General features: G+C 71.7%; 12 protein-coding genes. 5 read left to right on the top strand and 7 right to left on the bottom strand.

Annotated features, from left to right (window positions below):
• Window positions 1-87: 87 nt before the first annotated feature.
• From OTB19_RS30500 to OTB19_RS30480, 5 genes are all read right to left on the bottom strand, one after another.
• Window positions 88-2,817, bottom strand: a complete 2,730-nt coding sequence (locus tag OTB19_RS30500; protein WP_267801887.1) for an FtsX-like permease family protein — start codon at window positions 2,815-2,817, stop codon at window positions 88-90.
• Between the two features lie 101 nt (window positions 2,818-2,918).
• The gene (locus OTB19_RS30495) at window positions 2,919-3,662 is read right to left on the bottom strand and encodes an ABC transporter ATP-binding protein (RefSeq protein ID WP_267801855.1); all 744 of its coding nucleotides are present in this window, start codon (window positions 3,660-3,662) and stop codon (window positions 2,919-2,921) included.
• A gap of 26 nt (window positions 3,663-3,688) precedes the next feature.
• Window positions 3,689-4,366 carry a PadR family transcriptional regulator gene (locus OTB19_RS30490; RefSeq protein ID WP_267801854.1) on the bottom strand — a complete coding sequence of 226 codons (678 nt, stop codon included), beginning with the start codon at window positions 4,364-4,366 and terminating at the stop codon, window positions 3,689-3,691.
• Window positions 4,367-4,474: 108 nt separating this feature from the next.
• Window positions 4,475-5,206: a hypothetical protein gene (locus OTB19_RS30485; protein WP_267801852.1), complete on the bottom strand. Its 732-nt coding sequence runs from the start codon at window positions 5,204-5,206 to the stop codon at window positions 4,475-4,477.
• A 187-nt stretch (window positions 5,207-5,393) separates the two neighbouring features.
• The gene (locus tag OTB19_RS30480; protein WP_267801851.1) at window positions 5,394-7,013 is read right to left on the bottom strand and encodes a protein kinase domain-containing protein; all 1,620 of its coding nucleotides are present in this window, start codon (window positions 7,011-7,013) and stop codon (window positions 5,394-5,396) included.
• 228 nt (window positions 7,014-7,241) lie between these two features.
• On the opposite strand from OTB19_RS30480, the gene OTB19_RS30475 reads away from it, so the two are divergent.
• Entirely contained in the window at window positions 7,242-8,885 is a 1,644-nt protein-coding gene (locus OTB19_RS30475) for a protein kinase domain-containing protein (protein ID WP_267801849.1), read from the top strand.
• Between the two features lie 98 nt (window positions 8,886-8,983).
• Here OTB19_RS30475 and OTB19_RS30470 read toward each other — a convergent pair whose 3' ends face one another.
• Window positions 8,984-9,406 carry a pyridoxamine 5'-phosphate oxidase family protein gene (locus OTB19_RS30470; protein ID WP_267801847.1) on the bottom strand — a complete coding sequence of 141 codons (423 nt, stop codon included), beginning with the start codon at window positions 9,404-9,406 and terminating at the stop codon, window positions 8,984-8,986.
• A gap of 107 nt (window positions 9,407-9,513) precedes the next feature.
• Window positions 9,514-10,176 (bottom strand): response regulator, encoded by a 663-nt coding sequence (locus OTB19_RS30465; protein WP_267801846.1) that lies wholly within the window; start codon window positions 10,174-10,176, stop codon window positions 9,514-9,516.
• A 480-nt stretch (window positions 10,177-10,656) separates the two neighbouring features.
• Here OTB19_RS30465 and pdhA point away from each other — a divergent pair, with 480 nt between their 5' ends.
• The 4 genes from pdhA (at window position 10,657) to OTB19_RS30445 (ending at window position 15,204) form a co-directional block, all read left to right on the top strand.
• Entirely contained in the window at window positions 10,657-11,865 is a 1,209-nt protein-coding gene (pdhA, locus tag OTB19_RS30460; RefSeq protein WP_267801844.1) for a pyruvate dehydrogenase (acetyl-transferring) E1 component subunit alpha, read from the top strand.
• Window positions 11,866-11,870: 5 nt separating this feature from the next.
• Entirely contained in the window at window positions 11,871-12,851 is a 981-nt protein-coding gene (locus tag OTB19_RS30455) for an alpha-ketoacid dehydrogenase subunit beta (protein ID WP_053675762.1), read from the top strand.
• A 31-nt stretch (window positions 12,852-12,882) separates the two neighbouring features.
• Window positions 12,883-14,331 carry a dihydrolipoamide acetyltransferase family protein gene (locus tag OTB19_RS30450; protein ID WP_267801885.1) on the top strand — a complete coding sequence of 483 codons (1,449 nt, stop codon included), beginning with the start codon at window positions 12,883-12,885 and terminating at the stop codon, window positions 14,329-14,331.
• 117 nt (window positions 14,332-14,448) lie between these two features.
• Entirely contained in the window at window positions 14,449-15,204 is a 756-nt protein-coding gene (locus OTB19_RS30445; RefSeq protein WP_267801843.1) for a hypothetical protein, read from the top strand.
• Window positions 15,205-15,358 lie beyond the last annotated feature (154 nt).

Genomic DNA, 15,358 nt, shown 5'->3' with positions numbered 1-15,358 from the left:
GGGCACACGATGACCCCGTCGTCACTCGTACGTCACCCAGCGGTCACCCTGGTCACCCGTGTCACGGGCGCCCCGGGAGATCCGGTGTCAGCCCGCCGCCCGGCGGGCCAGGGCTCCGCTCGACTTCGTGACGATCGCGGCCAGCAGGGCCGCGCCCAACGGGACCACCACCAGCAGTCCGGCCAGCGTCTCCCACGGCACCGCGATGGGGATGTACTGGCCATCGGTGATGCCGGACTCCTCCAGGAGCCGCTTGGCGGTCTCCCGCTCGGTGAGCCGCAGCCCGACCGCCGGCAACAGTCCGGCGACGGAGCCCAGGACCACGCCCATCAGGGCCACCACCCCGCACTGGAAGCCGCTCAGCGTCCGCCGCACCCGCGGCGGGGCGCCGACGGCGGCCAGCGTCTTCAGGTCGGCCTCGGCGTCGGCCTGGGCGAGGCCCGTGGCGATGCCCGCCGCGCCGATGGTGACGAGACCGGCGAAGATGGTGAGGGCGAGCATGAGCAGGGTGCCCCGGCCCTGGTACCCCTCCTCGACCACGACCGTGGCCTCCAGGCCGATCTGGTCGATGCGGCTGTCCAGCTTCTGGCGCTGCGCGCTGCCGAGCGTCCCGTCGAGGGTGAAGTACGAGCCGGCCGGCGCGGTGGTGAGACCGGCAGCCTTCACGGCGCTCGCGGGGAAGACCACGCCGAGTCCGTAGCCCGCGTCGGGATCGGTCGCCTGATGGACCGCCATGACCTTCTTGACGCCCTGCGGCTCCTCGTCGGAATCCATGCCCTTGGGCTCCTCGGTCACGATGACGAGGGTGAGCCTGCCGTCCTTGATGAAGCGCTTGTCGAAGGAGACGGGCTTTCCGGCCTTCAGCGCGGCCGCGGCGCCGGGGTCGCTCACCCCGAGGACCCGCATCAACTTGTCGTCGGCGACGACCGACTGGAAGGGCTGCTGGTAGCGGTTCTGCTTGCACCGCCAGTCCTGGTACAACTCACGCCGCTGAGCGGGGGTGAAGGACTCGAAGGAGTCCCTCGACGCGTAGAGCGGGCAGCGGTTCTCCTTGGGCGTGAGGATCTCCGCCCGTCCGCAGCCCGGATCCACCGAGTAGGAATCGCACGTCGGCTTGCCCACGACGATCCGGTCCACGTCCGCCCGGATCGCCAGCGGGAACTCCTTCGCGAGCGCGTCGCGGACGGCGGGCACGTCCCGGTACCGGTCGTTCTCGTTGCTCGCCAGCAGGCCGGCGCCTGCCGGCATGTTCGCGACGTACTCGTGGCGGGCCTGCACGTCGGTGCTGTACTCGTACGTGGCCACCGCCACGGTGCCGGCGACGGCGGCCAGGACCGCCGCGACGGCGGGGGCCGTACGCCCCCGGTTGCGCACGGCGTCGCGCAGGGCGAGCCGCGGCGACAGCGGCAGCCACCGCCCGAGGCGCCCGAACAGGCCGACCAGGGTCGGGGTGAGGGCGACCACGCCCAGCTCGGCGAGGGCGCTGCCGCCCCCTACGACCACGGTCCCGGTGTTGGACACGGCTCCGTAGAGCGCGATGCCGGCGCCGGCCGCGACGGCCAGCAGCCCGATGAACGGCAGGACCCGGTTGGCCTTGCGGACCCCCCGGCGGCCGGTCAGCGAGGCCAGCACGGTCTGCCGGGAGGCGGTGATCGCCGGGACGATCGAGGCGAGCAGGCCCGTGACCACGGCGAGCAGCGCGATGCCGAGGAGTTCCAGGGGACGGACCTCGAAGCCGCCCCAGCGCAGCCCCAGGTACTCCTCCAGGACCGGCCGGAGGCCGAGGGTGAGCGCGCCGCCGAGGACGAGGCCGACGACGGCGGACGCCGCGCCGATGACCAGACCGCCGGAGAGGACGATGGCGCGGATGTGGCGACGGTCGCCGCCGTTGGCTCCGACCAGGCCGAGTTGGCGGCGCGAGCGCCGGGCGCCGACCGCGAAGGCGGGACCGGCGAGCAGACAGATCTCCAGCATCGCGAGGCCGACGACGGTGGCGAGGATGGTCATCTCGACGGTCCGCATGCCCGTCGACTTGTCGAATCGGCCTTCCTCCTTCTGCTGCTCGTAGAAGGGGACGTCGGAGTCGGCGGGCGGGTTCAGATTGACGGCGCGGGAGACCACGACGACGCTCTTGGCGTTCGCCGCCTTCACCATGTTCCACGTGAAACCTTCGCCGCCGACCTTGACGAGGTAGGTGTCGTCGACCGACACCCCGTCGGTCCCGGCGGCCCGGAGTTCCTTGTCGAGCGGGGTGAGCAGGGTCCCGGGCGGGGCCGTGGCCTCCCGCTCCTGCAGGGCGGAGGGGAGTTCGTACGCCCCCACGATCCGCAGGGCGCGGGACGAGCCGCGCGGGGTGACCTGGGAGCCGACGAAGAACCCGGAGTCCTTCAGGAAGGCGTCGGTGGCGATGATCTCCCCCGGCGCGGCGGGGAGCCGACCCCGTTTGAGGGTGAGGATGCCCTCGACGAGCGGGTCGGCGGTGTCCAGCTCGCGCAGGCGGATGTCCAGCAGGCCGTGCGTGGTGCGGACCTTGGCGTGCCCCTTGCTGTCCTTCACGGACCGGGCGCCCGGCGGGAGGGCGGACGGGAGGGGGTCGTTGCCGTCGTCGCGCGCGGAGGGGTCCCAGGACGAGTAGCCGCCGACGGGGGCGAAGGACTCGCCGTTCGGCTTCTGGTACACGGGGACGCCCATGTCCGAGTTCGACAACACGGCGTCGGCGGTGCCGATCCGGCGGGACAACGTCTCGTCCACGGTGAGCGCGGCGCTGCGGGTGGTGAGGTCGACGGCGCTCACCCCGACGATCGGCAGGGCGATCATCGCGAGGACGAGGGCACTGCGCCCCTTCGCGCGCCAGGCGTCGCGGCGGGCTATTCGGATCGCGGCGATCCAGGAGTGGTACCAGGAGTGGAGCGGGGTGGTCACAGGCCGGCCGCCCGCCCGGAGAGCAGGGAGTCGGCGTGGCTGCGCAGGGTCTCGTCGACGACGCTGCCGTCGCGCAGGAAGACCACCCGGTCCGCCCACGCGGCGAACCGCGGCTCGTGGGTGACCAGGATCCCGGCCGCGCCCGCGTCGCAGCGCGAGCGCAGCAGGGCCAGCACGGATTCCCCGGTCTCCGAGTCGAGGGCGCCGGTGGGCTCGTCGGCGAGGACCAGGCGGCGGTCGCCGACGAGGGCGCGGGCGATGGCCACGCGCTGCTGCTGTCCGCCGGACATCTCGTCGGGGAAGCGGTCGGCGAGCTGCGCCAGGCCCATCTCCTCCAGCGCCGCCAGGGCGGAGGCCCGTGCCTTGCGGGCCGATATCCCGTCGAGTTCGCGGGGCAGCGCCACGTTCTCGGCCGCGGTGAGGGCCGGGATCAGGTTGTAGTCCTGGAAGACGTAGCCGATGCTGCGGCGGCGCAGCGCGGCGAGCTGCTTGCGGCTCGCGGTGGTGATGTCGGTGCCCTCCACGATCACCCGGCCGCTGCTGGGGGTGTCGAGTCCGCCGGCGAGGGTGAGCAGGGTGGACTTGCCGGACCCCGACGGGCCCATGACGGCGACGAGTTCGCCCGGGTACACGGCGAGGTCGATGCCGCGCAGGGCGTGCACCTCCGTGGCGCCGCTGCCGTGCGTGCGGACGAGTTTGTCCAGCTGGAGTACGGCGTTCTGTGACTGCTGGTCAGGCATGGAAGGGTCCCCCTGGGACGGTTTGTTCAACTCCGCCGCGTGCGGGCGGTGGAGGGGAGGTCGGTGGTGGCGCCGGCGGCCGCGGTGGCGGTCGTCGCTTCGGCGCCGGGCGCGGACGGTGCGGCCTGGGGCGGATCGGGTACGGCTCTCCGGTCGGCCGGCAGGGAGAGCCGGACGAGCCGGGCTTCGCAGTGGTCGAGCCAGCGGGCCTCGGCCTCGGTCTGGAAGATCAGCTGTTCCAGCACCAGCAGCCAGGCGATGTCGTCGCGTTCGTGGGAGGTGCCGCTCTCGATCGCGGTGAGCGCCTGCGCCTTGAGCCGGGTGTAGTCCTGCATCGCCTTGATCGTGGCGTGCCGCTGGGACTGGATGACGGAGCGGATGTCCACGCCGGGGGCGCCGACGGCCATGGCGAGCTTGATGGACAGTTCGTCCCGGGGCGGGTTGGCGCGGTCCACGGGCCGCTCGTACCACTCGTGGAGCTCGGCGCGGCCGGTGTCGGTGATGGCGTACAGGGTGTGCCCGGCGGGGTCCTCGCCGCCGGGCGCGACGAGCCCGTCGCGCTCCAGTCGGGCGAGGGTGGTGTACACCTGCCCGACGTTGAGGGGCCAGGTGGACCCGGTGCGGGATTCGAACTCGGTACGCAGCTGAGAGCCGTACCGAGGACCCCTTTCGAGCAGGGCGAGAAGCCCGTGACGGATCGACATACTCAGTATGTATACCGGGTATGTACCGGCGCGCAACCGTCTGTGGATGTACTCCGCAGGAGGGACGCAGGAGGCGGCGTCCGTCCCGAGTGCCGCCAGGGCGGGCGGTCAGCGCCCTCGGCGCAGCCGTACGCCCATGAAGCCCAGGCCCAGCCCCATCAGGGCGAACCCGGTGCCGAGCGGCAGCAGGTGGGCCGCCAGATCGGCGGCCCGCTCGTTGGGCCCGGTGCCCATCGCCTCGACCGCGGAGCTGCCGGTCGGTTCGGGCGTCGGCTTCGCGACCGACTCGCGGCGGGAGGGTTCCGGTACCTCCGAGGCCTGCGGCCGTTCGTGCGCCCGAGGAGGCCGCTGCCGCTCCCGGAGTTCCGGCCGCTCCCGCAGTCCCGGCCGCTCGGGTCGCGCGGGCCGCTCCGCCGAACCCGGCCGCTCCGCCGCAGCGTCCGGCAGCCCCGGGTGCTCGGGGAGGCCGGGCCGCTCCGGCAGTCCGGGCCGTTCGGGCAGTCCGGGCCGTTCCGGTCGTGCGGGCCGCTCCGGTCGCAGGGGGCGGCCGATCGACACCGTCAGGGGGCTGGCCGGCTCGGCCACGGGACGTCCGGGCCGTTCCCGGCCGGAACCGGCGGCGCTGCCGGCCAGTTCCTCGTAGGCCTCTTCGGGTACGACCGACGCCGGATCGGTGGCCGTGGTCGCGGCGGCGAGGGCGGGGACGAACGCGCGGGCGAGGGAGCGGGCGGCCGGGGCCGCGGAGGCGGCGCCCTGGGCGTGCGCCGGCGCCGCGACCAGCAGCGCGGCGGCCGTCAATGCGGCGCCGGCCGTCCAGCGCGGTGCGCGGGCGTGAGTCACGCGCTCAGGTTTGCATAAACGGACAAAAGCGGCATCTCGTACACCGTGTACGGGATGCCGCTTCCACGAAAGAGCGCGAAGGGCGCGAATGACACCAAAAAGAGGAGGGGTGAAAAGGGGAGGAGCGGGACCGGGCGGCGATCGGTGACCGCCGCCCGGAGCCGCTCGTCCTTCGGCCTGCTCCGCCCTACTCCGGGTTTCCGGTGGAGACGCGGAGGGTGAAGGTGGTGTCCTTCGGGTCGATCTTGTCGTCGGCGGAGGGCAACTGGTCGACCACGGTGCCGTCCCCGTAGACGGCCTCGTCCCGGGGCTCTTCCTTGAGCTTCCAGCCCGCGGCCTGGATGCAGTCCTTCACCGAGCGGATGTTCTTGTACCGGAAGTCGGGGGCGTTGACCTTCTTGGCGTCGTCGTAGGCCTTCGTCGGGCTCTTGCACTTCTCCACGTCGATCGTCCGCGAGAGGTCCGGCCCCCGGTAGCCCGGGCGCGTGGAGCCGGACGCCGAGGTCGAGGAGGACGGCGTCGCGACGTCCTTGTCCTTGTCGTCGCCGCCCAGGTTGAGCACGGCGATCAGTCCGCCGATGGCCACCAGCGCCACCACGATCGAGCCCACGATCACGCCCGTGTTCTTCTTCGACCCGCCGCCCGCGCCCGCAGGGGCAGGGTTCGGCGAGATGGTGAACGGCGGCGGGGTCTGCGGGGCGTACTGGTGCGCGTGCTGTTGCTGGGGCGGGTACGCGTATCCGCCCTGCGCCTGCGTCTGCGGCGCGTACGGGGACGGCGCCGGGGTGTGCGGCGGCTGGTACGGCTGCTGCACCGACTGCGGCGGCGCCTGGAACCCGGAGTCCACCGGCGGGAACACGGCCGAGCTCACACCCGCGCCGCTGCCGCCCGAGGGCGCACCCGGCACGATCGCCGGGGCCACCGTCCGACCGGCCGCCATCACGCGGTCGATCTCGTCGCGCATGGCCGCGGCCGTCGGGAAGCGCTCGTTCGGGTTCTTCTTCAGGGCCCGCGCCACCAGCGCGTCCATCGCCGGCGTCACCGACCGGTTGATGGAGGACGGCGCCGGCGGCTCCTCCTGCACATGGGCGTACGCGATGGCCAGCGGCGAGTCCGCGTCGAAGGGGAGCCGCCCCGTCAGCAGCTGGAACAGCATGATGCCGACGGAGTAGAGGTCGGACCGGGCGTCCACACCCCGGCCGAGCGCCTGCTCGGGCGACAGGTACTGCGGGGTGCCGACGACCATTCCGGTCTGCGTCATCGACGTGACGCCCGACTGCATGGCGCGGGCGATGCCGAAGTCCATGACCTTGACCACGCCGCGCCTGGTCATCATCACGTTGCCGGGCTTGATGTCGCGGTGGACCAGACCCATCTCGTGGCTGGTTTCGAGCGCCGCGAGCACATCGGAGGTGACCTTGAGCGCCTTGTCGGCCGGCATCGCGCCGTACTGCGCGATGTCCGTCTGGAGCGCGGAGCCGAGCGGCTGCCCCTCGACGTACTCCATGACGATGTACGGCATCAGCGCGCCGTCGAGCTCGCCCTCGCCGGTATCGAATACCGAGACGATGTTCGTGTGCGACAGTTTCGCTACAGCCTGCGCCTCGCGGCGGAACCGCTCGCGGAAGGACGCCTCCCGCCCCAATTCGCTGTGCAGCGTCTTGATGGCGACCTGGCGGTCCAGGGCCGAGTCGTACGCGAGGTAGACGGACGCCATGCCGCCTTCGCCGAGCAAGTCCCTTAGCTGGTAACGGCCACCGGCCAGGGAGCCGCCTGCGTACCGGCCCTGTGTGCCGTCCTGGCTCATGACTGTTGCTTCCCCTCGGGCGGTGTCCTGACGCGTCTGGCAGAGCGCATGTGGCAGCCAGTCTGCCGGAGGGCAAGCACACGTCAAGCCAGGTGCCCGTTCCGTGACCACAAGGCCACCGCGAGCCATTGTCCGAACGGTGAACGGTTCCGAGGCTGTAGCGTTCGTCGCAGCACCCCAAGAGGACACCGCTGAGTTGCGGCCCGAGAGAGACGACGGCGAGGACTGATGGCACCCGAACCCGAGGGAAACGGCGCCGGGATGGCCGAGGATCCTGAGCATTGGGGCGCAGGCGGCCTGGTGGGCGAAGGCCGATACCGGCTGACCCACCGCCTGGGCCGCGGTGGCATGGCGGAGGTGTTCGCCGCCGAGGACGTCCGGCTGGGCCGCACCGTCGCCGTGAAGCTGCTGCGCGCCGACCTCGCCGAGGACCCCGTCTCCAAGGCCCGCTTCACGCGCGAGGCACAGTCGGTCGCCGGGCTGAACCACCACGCGGTCGTCGCCGTGTACGACTCGGGCGAGGACCGGATCGGCCCGAACGTCGTTCCCTACATCGTGATGGAGCTGGTCGAGGGCCGCACCATCCGCGAACTGCTGATCAGCGCCGAGGCCCCGGGCCCCGATCAGGCGCTCATCATCGTCGCGGGTGTGCTGGAGGCCCTGGCCTACTCGCACCAGCACGGCATCGTGCACCGCGACATCAAGCCGGCCAACGTGATCATCACCGACACCGGCGCGGTCAAGGTGATGGACTTCGGCATCGCCCGCGCCCTGCACGGCGTGCAGTCGACGATGACCCAGACCGGCATGGTCATGGGCACCCCGCAGTACCTGTCGCCCGAACAGGCCCTCGGCAAGGCCGTAGACCACCGAAGCGACCTGTACGCCACCGGTTGCCTGCTGTACGAACTCCTCGCGCTGCGGCCCCCCTTCACGGGCGAGACGCCGCTGTCGGTGGTCTACCAGCACGTCCAGGACGCGCCGATCCCGCCGTCGCAGCTGCCGGAGGGTCACCACATCCCGCAGGAGCTCGACGGCCTGGTCATGCGCTCGCTGGCCAAGGACCCGGACGACCGCTTCCAGTCGGCCGAGGAGATGCGCGGGCTCGTCCAGTACGCGCTCCAGATGCTCCACGACCAGGGGCCGAACACCGGCACCTGGAACACCGGCCCCGTCACCATGGCGCTGCCGCACGGCCAGCCCGGGTCGAACCCCACCACGGCGATGCCGCAGGGCGGGCCGGGCGGGCAGCAGTACCCCCAGCACTCCACGACCTCGCAGTTCCAGCAGCCGATGGTGCCCCCGCTCAACCCCGACGACGGGTCGGCCTTCCCGGGCGGCGGCGGATACGGCAACGGCAGGAACGGCAACGGTCACGGCGGCCAGGGCGGTAACGGCGGCCAGGGCGCCGGCGGAGGCCGCTGGAAGATGGTGGTCTTCGCGCTGCTCGCGGTGCTGGCCATCGCCGGTGGCGTCGCGTACGCGGTGAAGACCGTGGGCGGCGGCGGTTCGGGCAACGAGAAGAAGTCCCCCGGCACCTCGCAGAGTTCGCCGAAGACCCCGGCCAGCTCCGCGGAGACGCCGGCGGACTCCCCCTCGGCGCAGTCCCCGGACTCCCCGCGCACGGACGACAGCGAGGACGAGGAGACGTACAAGCCCTCGCCGAGCCGCGGCAGGACCTCTCCGAGCTACACCCCGCCGTCGAACTCGCCCTCGTCGTCGCCGTCGCACTCGACGAAGCCGTCGGAGAGCAACGAGCCGTCGCCGTCCAAGCCGTCGACCCCGACGAAGCCGGTGACGGAACCGCCGCCCGAGACCGGAGGCCCGGGAGGCGCCGGTGGGGACGAGGGTGGCGAGGGCGCCGGGCAGTAAAGGCCAGGCCGCGAGATCCGTCATGTACGGGAAGGGCCCGTCGGAAGCGATTCCGACGGGCCCTTCCCGTACCCTCGTCCGCGGCGCGCGCCGTCCGTTCAGAGCGCGTGCTGGTACTCCCGGTCGCGCGCGTGGCTCCCGGCCAGGGTGTGCACGGTGACGAGTTGCGGTTCGATGCGCATGTAGACCGGGTCGAAAAGGGCGCCGTCGACGAAATGCGGACCCGGACCGAAGAGTTCCAGTTCCGCGTTGGTCGGTTCGACGAGTTCCGCGGTGCCGGTGAACTGAACCGACCACAGGCGCCGGTCCCCGGAATTGAAGTTGTCCGCGCCGTAGGAGACCACGCTGCCGTTGCACGCCTGGTGGTGGCCGAACCCGGCGTGCATTCTCAGCACGACCCTGCCGTCCACCACGATGTGGCGGGCGAGCGCGAGGAAGGGCAGCGCGCGCATGCTGGTGGCCACTCGGCCGTACGGCACCCGGCGCAGCAGTTCGATGGCGTGGAGTTCCTCAGGGGACATGCACTCCACTCTCCGCCTCCTACCCCCGGTCGGGAAAGGGGATCCCGCCCCGTTGATCAGGGACGTTGGTCCCGAATCGACGGGGCTGTCACCCCTTTTCGGCCGGACTAGGCGCGCTTTTCGGCCTGGAGGCGGGCCACGTAGGCGGCGGCCTGGGAGCGGCGCTCCATGCCGAGCTTCGACAGCAGGCTGGAGACGTAGTTCTTGATCGTCTTCTCCGCCAGGTGCAGGCGCTCGCCGATGACGCGGTTGGTCAGACCCTCGCCGATCAGGTCGAGGATCTTGCGCTCCTGCTCGGTGAGGTTGGAGAGCCGGTCGTCGCCCTTGCCGTTCTTGCCGTCGCGCAGGCGCTCCAGCACCCGGGCGGTCGCCACCGGGTCCAGCAGGGACTTGCCGGCCGCGACGTCGCGGACGGCGCTGAGCAGCTCATTCCCGCGGATCGCCTTGAGGACGTAGCCGGAGGCGCCCGCCATGATCGCGTCGAACAGTGCCTCGTCGTCGGCGAACGAGGTCAGCATCAGGCACTTGATGTCCTCGTTCCGGGAGCGCACCTCGCGGCAGACCTCCACGCCGCTGCCGTCCGGGAGGCGGACGTCGAGGACCGCCACGTCGGGACGGGTGGCGGGAATCCGGACGAGTGCGTCGGCGGCCGTACCGGCTTCCCCGACGATCTCGATGTCGTCTTCGACCGACAAGAGTTCATGGACGCCCCGACGTACCACCTCGTGGTCGTCCAGGAGAAATACCTTGATTTTTCCGTCTTCGCGCACAAACTCATCTTCACACACTCGTTCACATACTCGCCGTTTTCGTCCGGTGAAGCCGTTCGCCTCTTCCCGCCCTTCCCGGCGTTCGTCTTTGTGTGCGATTGCCGGTGTGGAGGGTTCACGACCGGGTCCGCCCGTCCGGGGGCCGCGGCGTTCCTCCATCAGTGATCACCCTTGAACCCCTTCCCTGCCGGAGTTACCCGGGATAACGTGCCGTTGTTCCGGCCCCCTGCAAGGCTGTGACCAGTGGTTGTTCCCGAAGTCGCCGATTTACTTGGATATCCAAGCAAAATCGCAGGTCAAACGGGGTTTCGCAGTTATGCGGGGCACTGGGTAACGTGCATTGCGCAGGGCACTCGCCGGGGCACCTGTCACGCCTGAATCCCGTACGTTCCGCGCACCCACCCCGTGCGCGGGTACAGATACAGGTGAGCCGCACTGGACCCCGGAGAACCCGGGTGCCGGACCGACGGAGGAGCACACGTGACCGTGGAGAGCACTGCCGCGCGCAAGCCGCGACGCAGCAGTGGCACCAAGCGGGCGGCAGGCGCAGCCGGCGCCCGCAAGACCGCCGCTGCCACCGCACAGCCGCACGACGCCGAGCCTCAGCTCGTACAACTGCTGACGCCCGAGGGAGAACGGGTCGAGGTCGCGGACAACCCCGACATCGCCGAGTTCGCTCCTTTCGTCGCCGACATCACCACCGACGACCTGCGCGACCTGTACCGCGACATGGTCCTCACGCGCCGTTTCGACGGCGAGGCGACCGCCCTGCAGCGTCAGGGCGAGCTGGGCCTGTGGGCCTCGCTGCTCGGCCAGGAGGCCGCGCAGATCGGTTCCGGGCGCGCGCTGCGCGACGACGACTACGTCTTCCCGACCTACCGTGAACACGGTGTGGCCTGGTGTCGTGGGGTCGACCCGACCAACCTGCTCGGCATGTTCCGCGGTGTGAACCACGGCGGCTGGGACCCGAAGATCAACAACTTCCACCTGTACACGATCGTCATCGGCTCGCAGACCCTGCACGCGACCGGTTACGCCATGGGTGTGGCCAAGGACGGCGCCGACTCGGCCGTCATCGCCTACTTCGGCGACGGCGCGTCCAGCCAGGGCGACGTGGCCGAGGCGTTCACCTTCTCGGCCGTCTACAACTCCCCCGTGGTGTTCTTCTGCCAGAACAACCAGTGGGCGATCTCCGAGCCGACCGAGCGCCAGATGCGCGTACCGCTCTACCAGCGCGCCCAGGGCTTCGGCTTCCCGGGCGTCCGGGTGGACGGCAACGACGTCCTGGCCTGCCTCGCGGTCACCCGGTGGGCGCTGGAGCGGGCCCGTCGCGGAGAGGGCCCGACCCTCGTCGAGGCGTTCACCTACCGCATGGGCGCGCACACCACCTCCGACGACCCGACGAAGTACCGGCGCGACGAGGAGACCGCGGCCTGGGAGGCGAAGGACCCGATCCTGCGTCTGAAGGCCCACCTCCTCGCGACGGGCGGCGCCGACGAGGCGTTCTTCGAGCAGCTGGAAGTCGAGAGCGAGACCCTGGGCAAGCGGGTGCGCGAGGTCGTGCGCGCCATGCCCGACCCGGACACGATGGCGATCTTCGAGAACGTCTACGCGGACGGGCACGCGCTCGTCGACGAGGAGCGCGCCCAGTTCGCCGCGTACCTCGCGTCCTTCGAAGGTGGGGAGTGACCGCCATGGCCGTTCAGAAGCTGACCATCGCGAAGGCGCTCAACGATTCGCTGCGCAAGGCCCTGGAGACGGACCCCAAGGTCCTGATCATGGGTGAGGACGTCGGCAAGCTCGGCGGCGTCTTCCGCATCACCGACGGTCTCCAGAAGGACTTCGGCGAGGAGCGGGTCATCGACACCCCGCTCGCCGAGTCGGGCATCGTCGGCACCGCGATCGGCCTGGCCCTGCGCGGCTACCGGCCGGTCGTCGAGATCCAGTTCGACGGGTTCGTCTTCCCGGCGTACGACCAGATCGTCACGCAGCTCGCGAAGATGCACGCGCGGTCGCTCGGCAAGATCAAGATGCCGGTCGTCATCCGCATCCCGTACGCGGGCGGCATCGGCGCGGTCGAGCACCACAGCGAGTCCCCGGAGACGCTGTTCGCGCACGTCCCCGGCCTGAAGGTGGTCTCGCCCTCGAACGCGAGCGACGCCTACTGGATGCTCCAGCAGGCCATCCTCAGCGACGACCCGGTGATCTTCTTCGAGCCGAAGCGGCGCTACTGGGACAAGGGCGAGGTGGACGTCGAGGCCATCCCGGACGCCCTGCACGGGTCCCGGGTGGCGCGCGAGGGCACGGACATCACCCTGGCGGCCTACGGCCCCATGGTGAAGGTCTGCCTGGAGGCGGCGGCCGCCGCGGCCGAGGAGGGCAAGTCGGTCGAGGTCGTGGACCTGCGCTCGATGTCCCCGATCGACTTCGACGGACTGCAGGCCTCGGTGGAGCGGACCCGCCGGCTCGTGGTCGTCCACGAGGCGCCGGTGTTCCTCGGCGTGGGCTCGGAGATCGCCGCCCGCATCACGGAGCGGTGCTTCTACCACCTGGAGGCGCCGGTGCTGCGCGTGGGCGGATTCCACGCGCCGTACCCGCCGGCCCGCCTGGAGGACGAGTACCTGCCGGGCCTGGACAGGGTGCTCGACGCCGTCGACCGCTCGCTGGCGTACTGAGGAGAGCCCTGTGACCATCCGTGAATTCAAGATGCCCGACGTGGGCGAGGGCCTCACCGAGGCCGAGATCCTCAAGTGGTACGTCCAGCCGGGCGACACCGTCGCCGACGGTCAGGTCGTCTGCGAGGTCGAGACGGCGAAGGCGGCCGTCGAGCTGCCGATCCCGTTCGACGGCGTGGTCCACGCCCTGCTCTTCGAGGAAGGCGTCACGGTCGACGTCGGCCAGGTGATCATCTCGGTGCGGACCGGTCCGGCGGAGGAGGCCCCCGAGGCCGCCGCCCCGGCGGCCGTGGCGGCCCCGGCCGCAGCCGAGGAGCCCGTCGCCGAGGTCCGTCAGCCGGTCCTGGTCGGCTACGGCGTGTCCACGGCCTCCACCAAGCGGCGCCCCCGCAAGGGCGCGGCCGAGGCGGGCGCCGCTCCGGCCGCCTCCGTGGCCGCGCGCAACGGCTCGGCCGTCGCGCCGGCGGTCGTACCGGCCGTCGTACCGGCTCCCGTGGTTCCCGCGCAGAACGGCTCGGCACACGCCGCGCCCGCCGGTTCCGAGCGTCCGCTGGCGAAGCCGCCGGTGCGCAAGCTCGCCAAGGACCTCGGCATCGACCTGGCCCTGGTGATCCCCACCGGTGACGGCGGGGTCGTGACCCGGGAGGACGTCCACGCGGCGGCCGCCGCGGCGATCGCCCCGCAGACCGCGCAGGTCACGGCGCCGGCCGCCGTCCAGGCCCAGGCCCCCGCCCCGGTGGCGGCCGAGGCGGTCGTCCGGACCCCGGTCGATCCGGCCGCGCGCGAGACCCGGATCCCGGTCAAGGGCGTCCGCAAGGTCACCGCCCAGGCCATGGTCGGCTCCGCCTTCACCGCGCCGCACGTCACCGAGTTCATCACCTTCGACGTGACCCGGACGATGAAGCTGGTCCAGGAGCTCAAGGACGACCCGGACCTCGCCGGTCTGCGGATCAACCCGCTGCTCCTGATCGCCAGGGCCGTCCTCGTCGCGATCCGCCGCAACCCGGACGTCAACGCGTCCTGGGACGAGGCGGCCCAGGAGATCGTGCTCAAGCACTACGTCAACCTGGGCATCGCGGCGGCCACCCCGCGCGGGCTGATCGTCCCGAACATCAAGGACGCCCACAGCAAGTCGCTGCGCGAACTGTCCGAGGCCCTGTCGGCCCTGGTCGGCACCGCCCGGGACGGCAAGACGTCCCCGGCGGACATGCAGAACGGCACGCTCACCCTCACCAACGTCGGCGTCTTCGGCGTCGACACCGGCACGCCCATCCTGAACCCCGGCGAGTCCGCGATCCTCGCCATCGGCGCGATCAAGCTCCAGCCGTGGGTCCACAAGGGCAAGGTCAAGCCGCGCCACGTCACCACCCTGGCGCTGTCGTTCGACCACCGCCTGATCGACGGCGAGCTCGGTTCCCGCTTCCTGGCCGACATCGCGGCGGTCCTGGAACACCCCCGCCGACTCCTCACCTGGTCGTAGCGGTCGCAGCACCGTCGTACGCGCCGATGGCCGGGTCCCCCTCGCGGGAACCCGGCCATCGGCCGTCGCGGGCCCGCCCCGCCACCGGGTAGCCTCCCGCCGGGGAAAGGGGGCCGGGTGCCCATCGCCGAACTGCAGGTGTACTCCGTCGAGCGGGCCGACGTGACCGGTGGGGTGTGCGTCGTCCGCTGCATCGGCGGGGTCGCGCGCGCCGGGCAGGTCTACGCCGTCGGGGACCTGCGGCTCGGGCTGCGGCGGATAGAGCGGTACGGGCGGACCGTCGGCTTCTTCGACGCCGGGCACGTGGCGCGGGTCCACCTCACAGGGGCGGTGGTCGCACTGCTCAGCCGCGGGCAGGTGCTGACGTACGTACCGCCGGACGGCCATTCGCTGGACGAGCTGGAGGCCTGGCTGGCCACCGATCCACCCCTGCTCGACGAACCCCACCCCGAGACCCTGCGCGGCATCGCCGTCGCCCGCATGCGCGACCGGGCGCTGCCCGACGCGGCGCGGATGCGGTGGGGGCGGGTGGCGCTGGCCGCGATCCTGCGGGCGGGCCGGCCCGACGACCTGACGCGCGGGGCGGAGACGGCGGCCGTACGGGGCTACCTGATCCGGGAGTTCGGGCCCGGCCGCGGCGGCGACCCGGCGGCCCTGTGCCGGGACGTGCTCGCGCTGATCGACCTGACCCCGGCGCGGGCGGCGGCCGAGGCGCGGGACTGGCGGGACCTGCCGCGCGAGCGCATCCTGCACCTGCGGCGGATCAAGAACCTGGTGCCCTGGGCGACCCTGGTCCGCGACCACCTGGCGGCCGACGACCCCCTCGCGGAGGTCGTCGACGCCTGGACGGCGGTCCGGGGCCTGCTGCCCTAGTGCTGTGCACCAGCGACCGGCGAACGTCTAGTAGGGCTTGGTCAGGTCGGGGCTGGTGTGGGTATGCCGCGGTGACAGGTGGGGCAGACGCCGGTCCATGTCGCGAGGAGGGTCTGCAGCTCGCGGACGACGCGGTAGAGGCTCAGGCCGGCGC

The organism is Streptomyces sp. H27-H5, from assembly GCF_026627505.1.
In the GTDB taxonomy this organism is placed as follows: domain Bacteria; phylum Actinomycetota; class Actinomycetes; order Streptomycetales; family Streptomycetaceae; genus Streptomyces.
The sequence above is the reverse complement of the archived record's forward strand: the minus strand, read 5'-3'. Positions and strand labels throughout refer to the sequence as shown.

Coding starts and splice junctions, on each gene's coding strand:
- OTB19_RS30500 (WP_267801887.1), bottom strand. CDS start 2,817: ATGATCGCCCTGCCGATCGTCGGGGTGAGCGCCGTCGACCTCACCACC.
- OTB19_RS30450 (WP_267801885.1), top strand. CDS start 12,883: ATGCCCGACGTGGGCGAGGGCCTCACCGAGGCCGAGATCCTCAAGTGG.
- OTB19_RS30455 (WP_053675762.1), top strand. CDS start 11,871: ATGGCCGTTCAGAAGCTGACCATCGCGAAGGCGCTCAACGATTCGCTG.
- OTB19_RS30475 (WP_267801849.1), top strand. CDS start 7,242: ATGGCACCCGAACCCGAGGGAAACGGCGCCGGGATGGCCGAGGATCCT.
- OTB19_RS30470 (WP_267801847.1), bottom strand. CDS start 9,406: ATGTCCCCTGAGGAACTCCACGCCATCGAACTGCTGCGCCGGGTGCCG.
- OTB19_RS30480 (WP_267801851.1), bottom strand. CDS start 7,013: ATGAGCCAGGACGGCACACAGGGCCGGTACGCAGGCGGCTCCCTGGCC.
- OTB19_RS30495 (WP_267801855.1), bottom strand. CDS start 3,662: ATGCCTGACCAGCAGTCACAGAACGCCGTACTCCAGCTGGACAAACTC.
- OTB19_RS30490 (WP_267801854.1), bottom strand. CDS start 4,366: ATGTCGATCCGTCACGGGCTTCTCGCCCTGCTCGAAAGGGGTCCTCGG.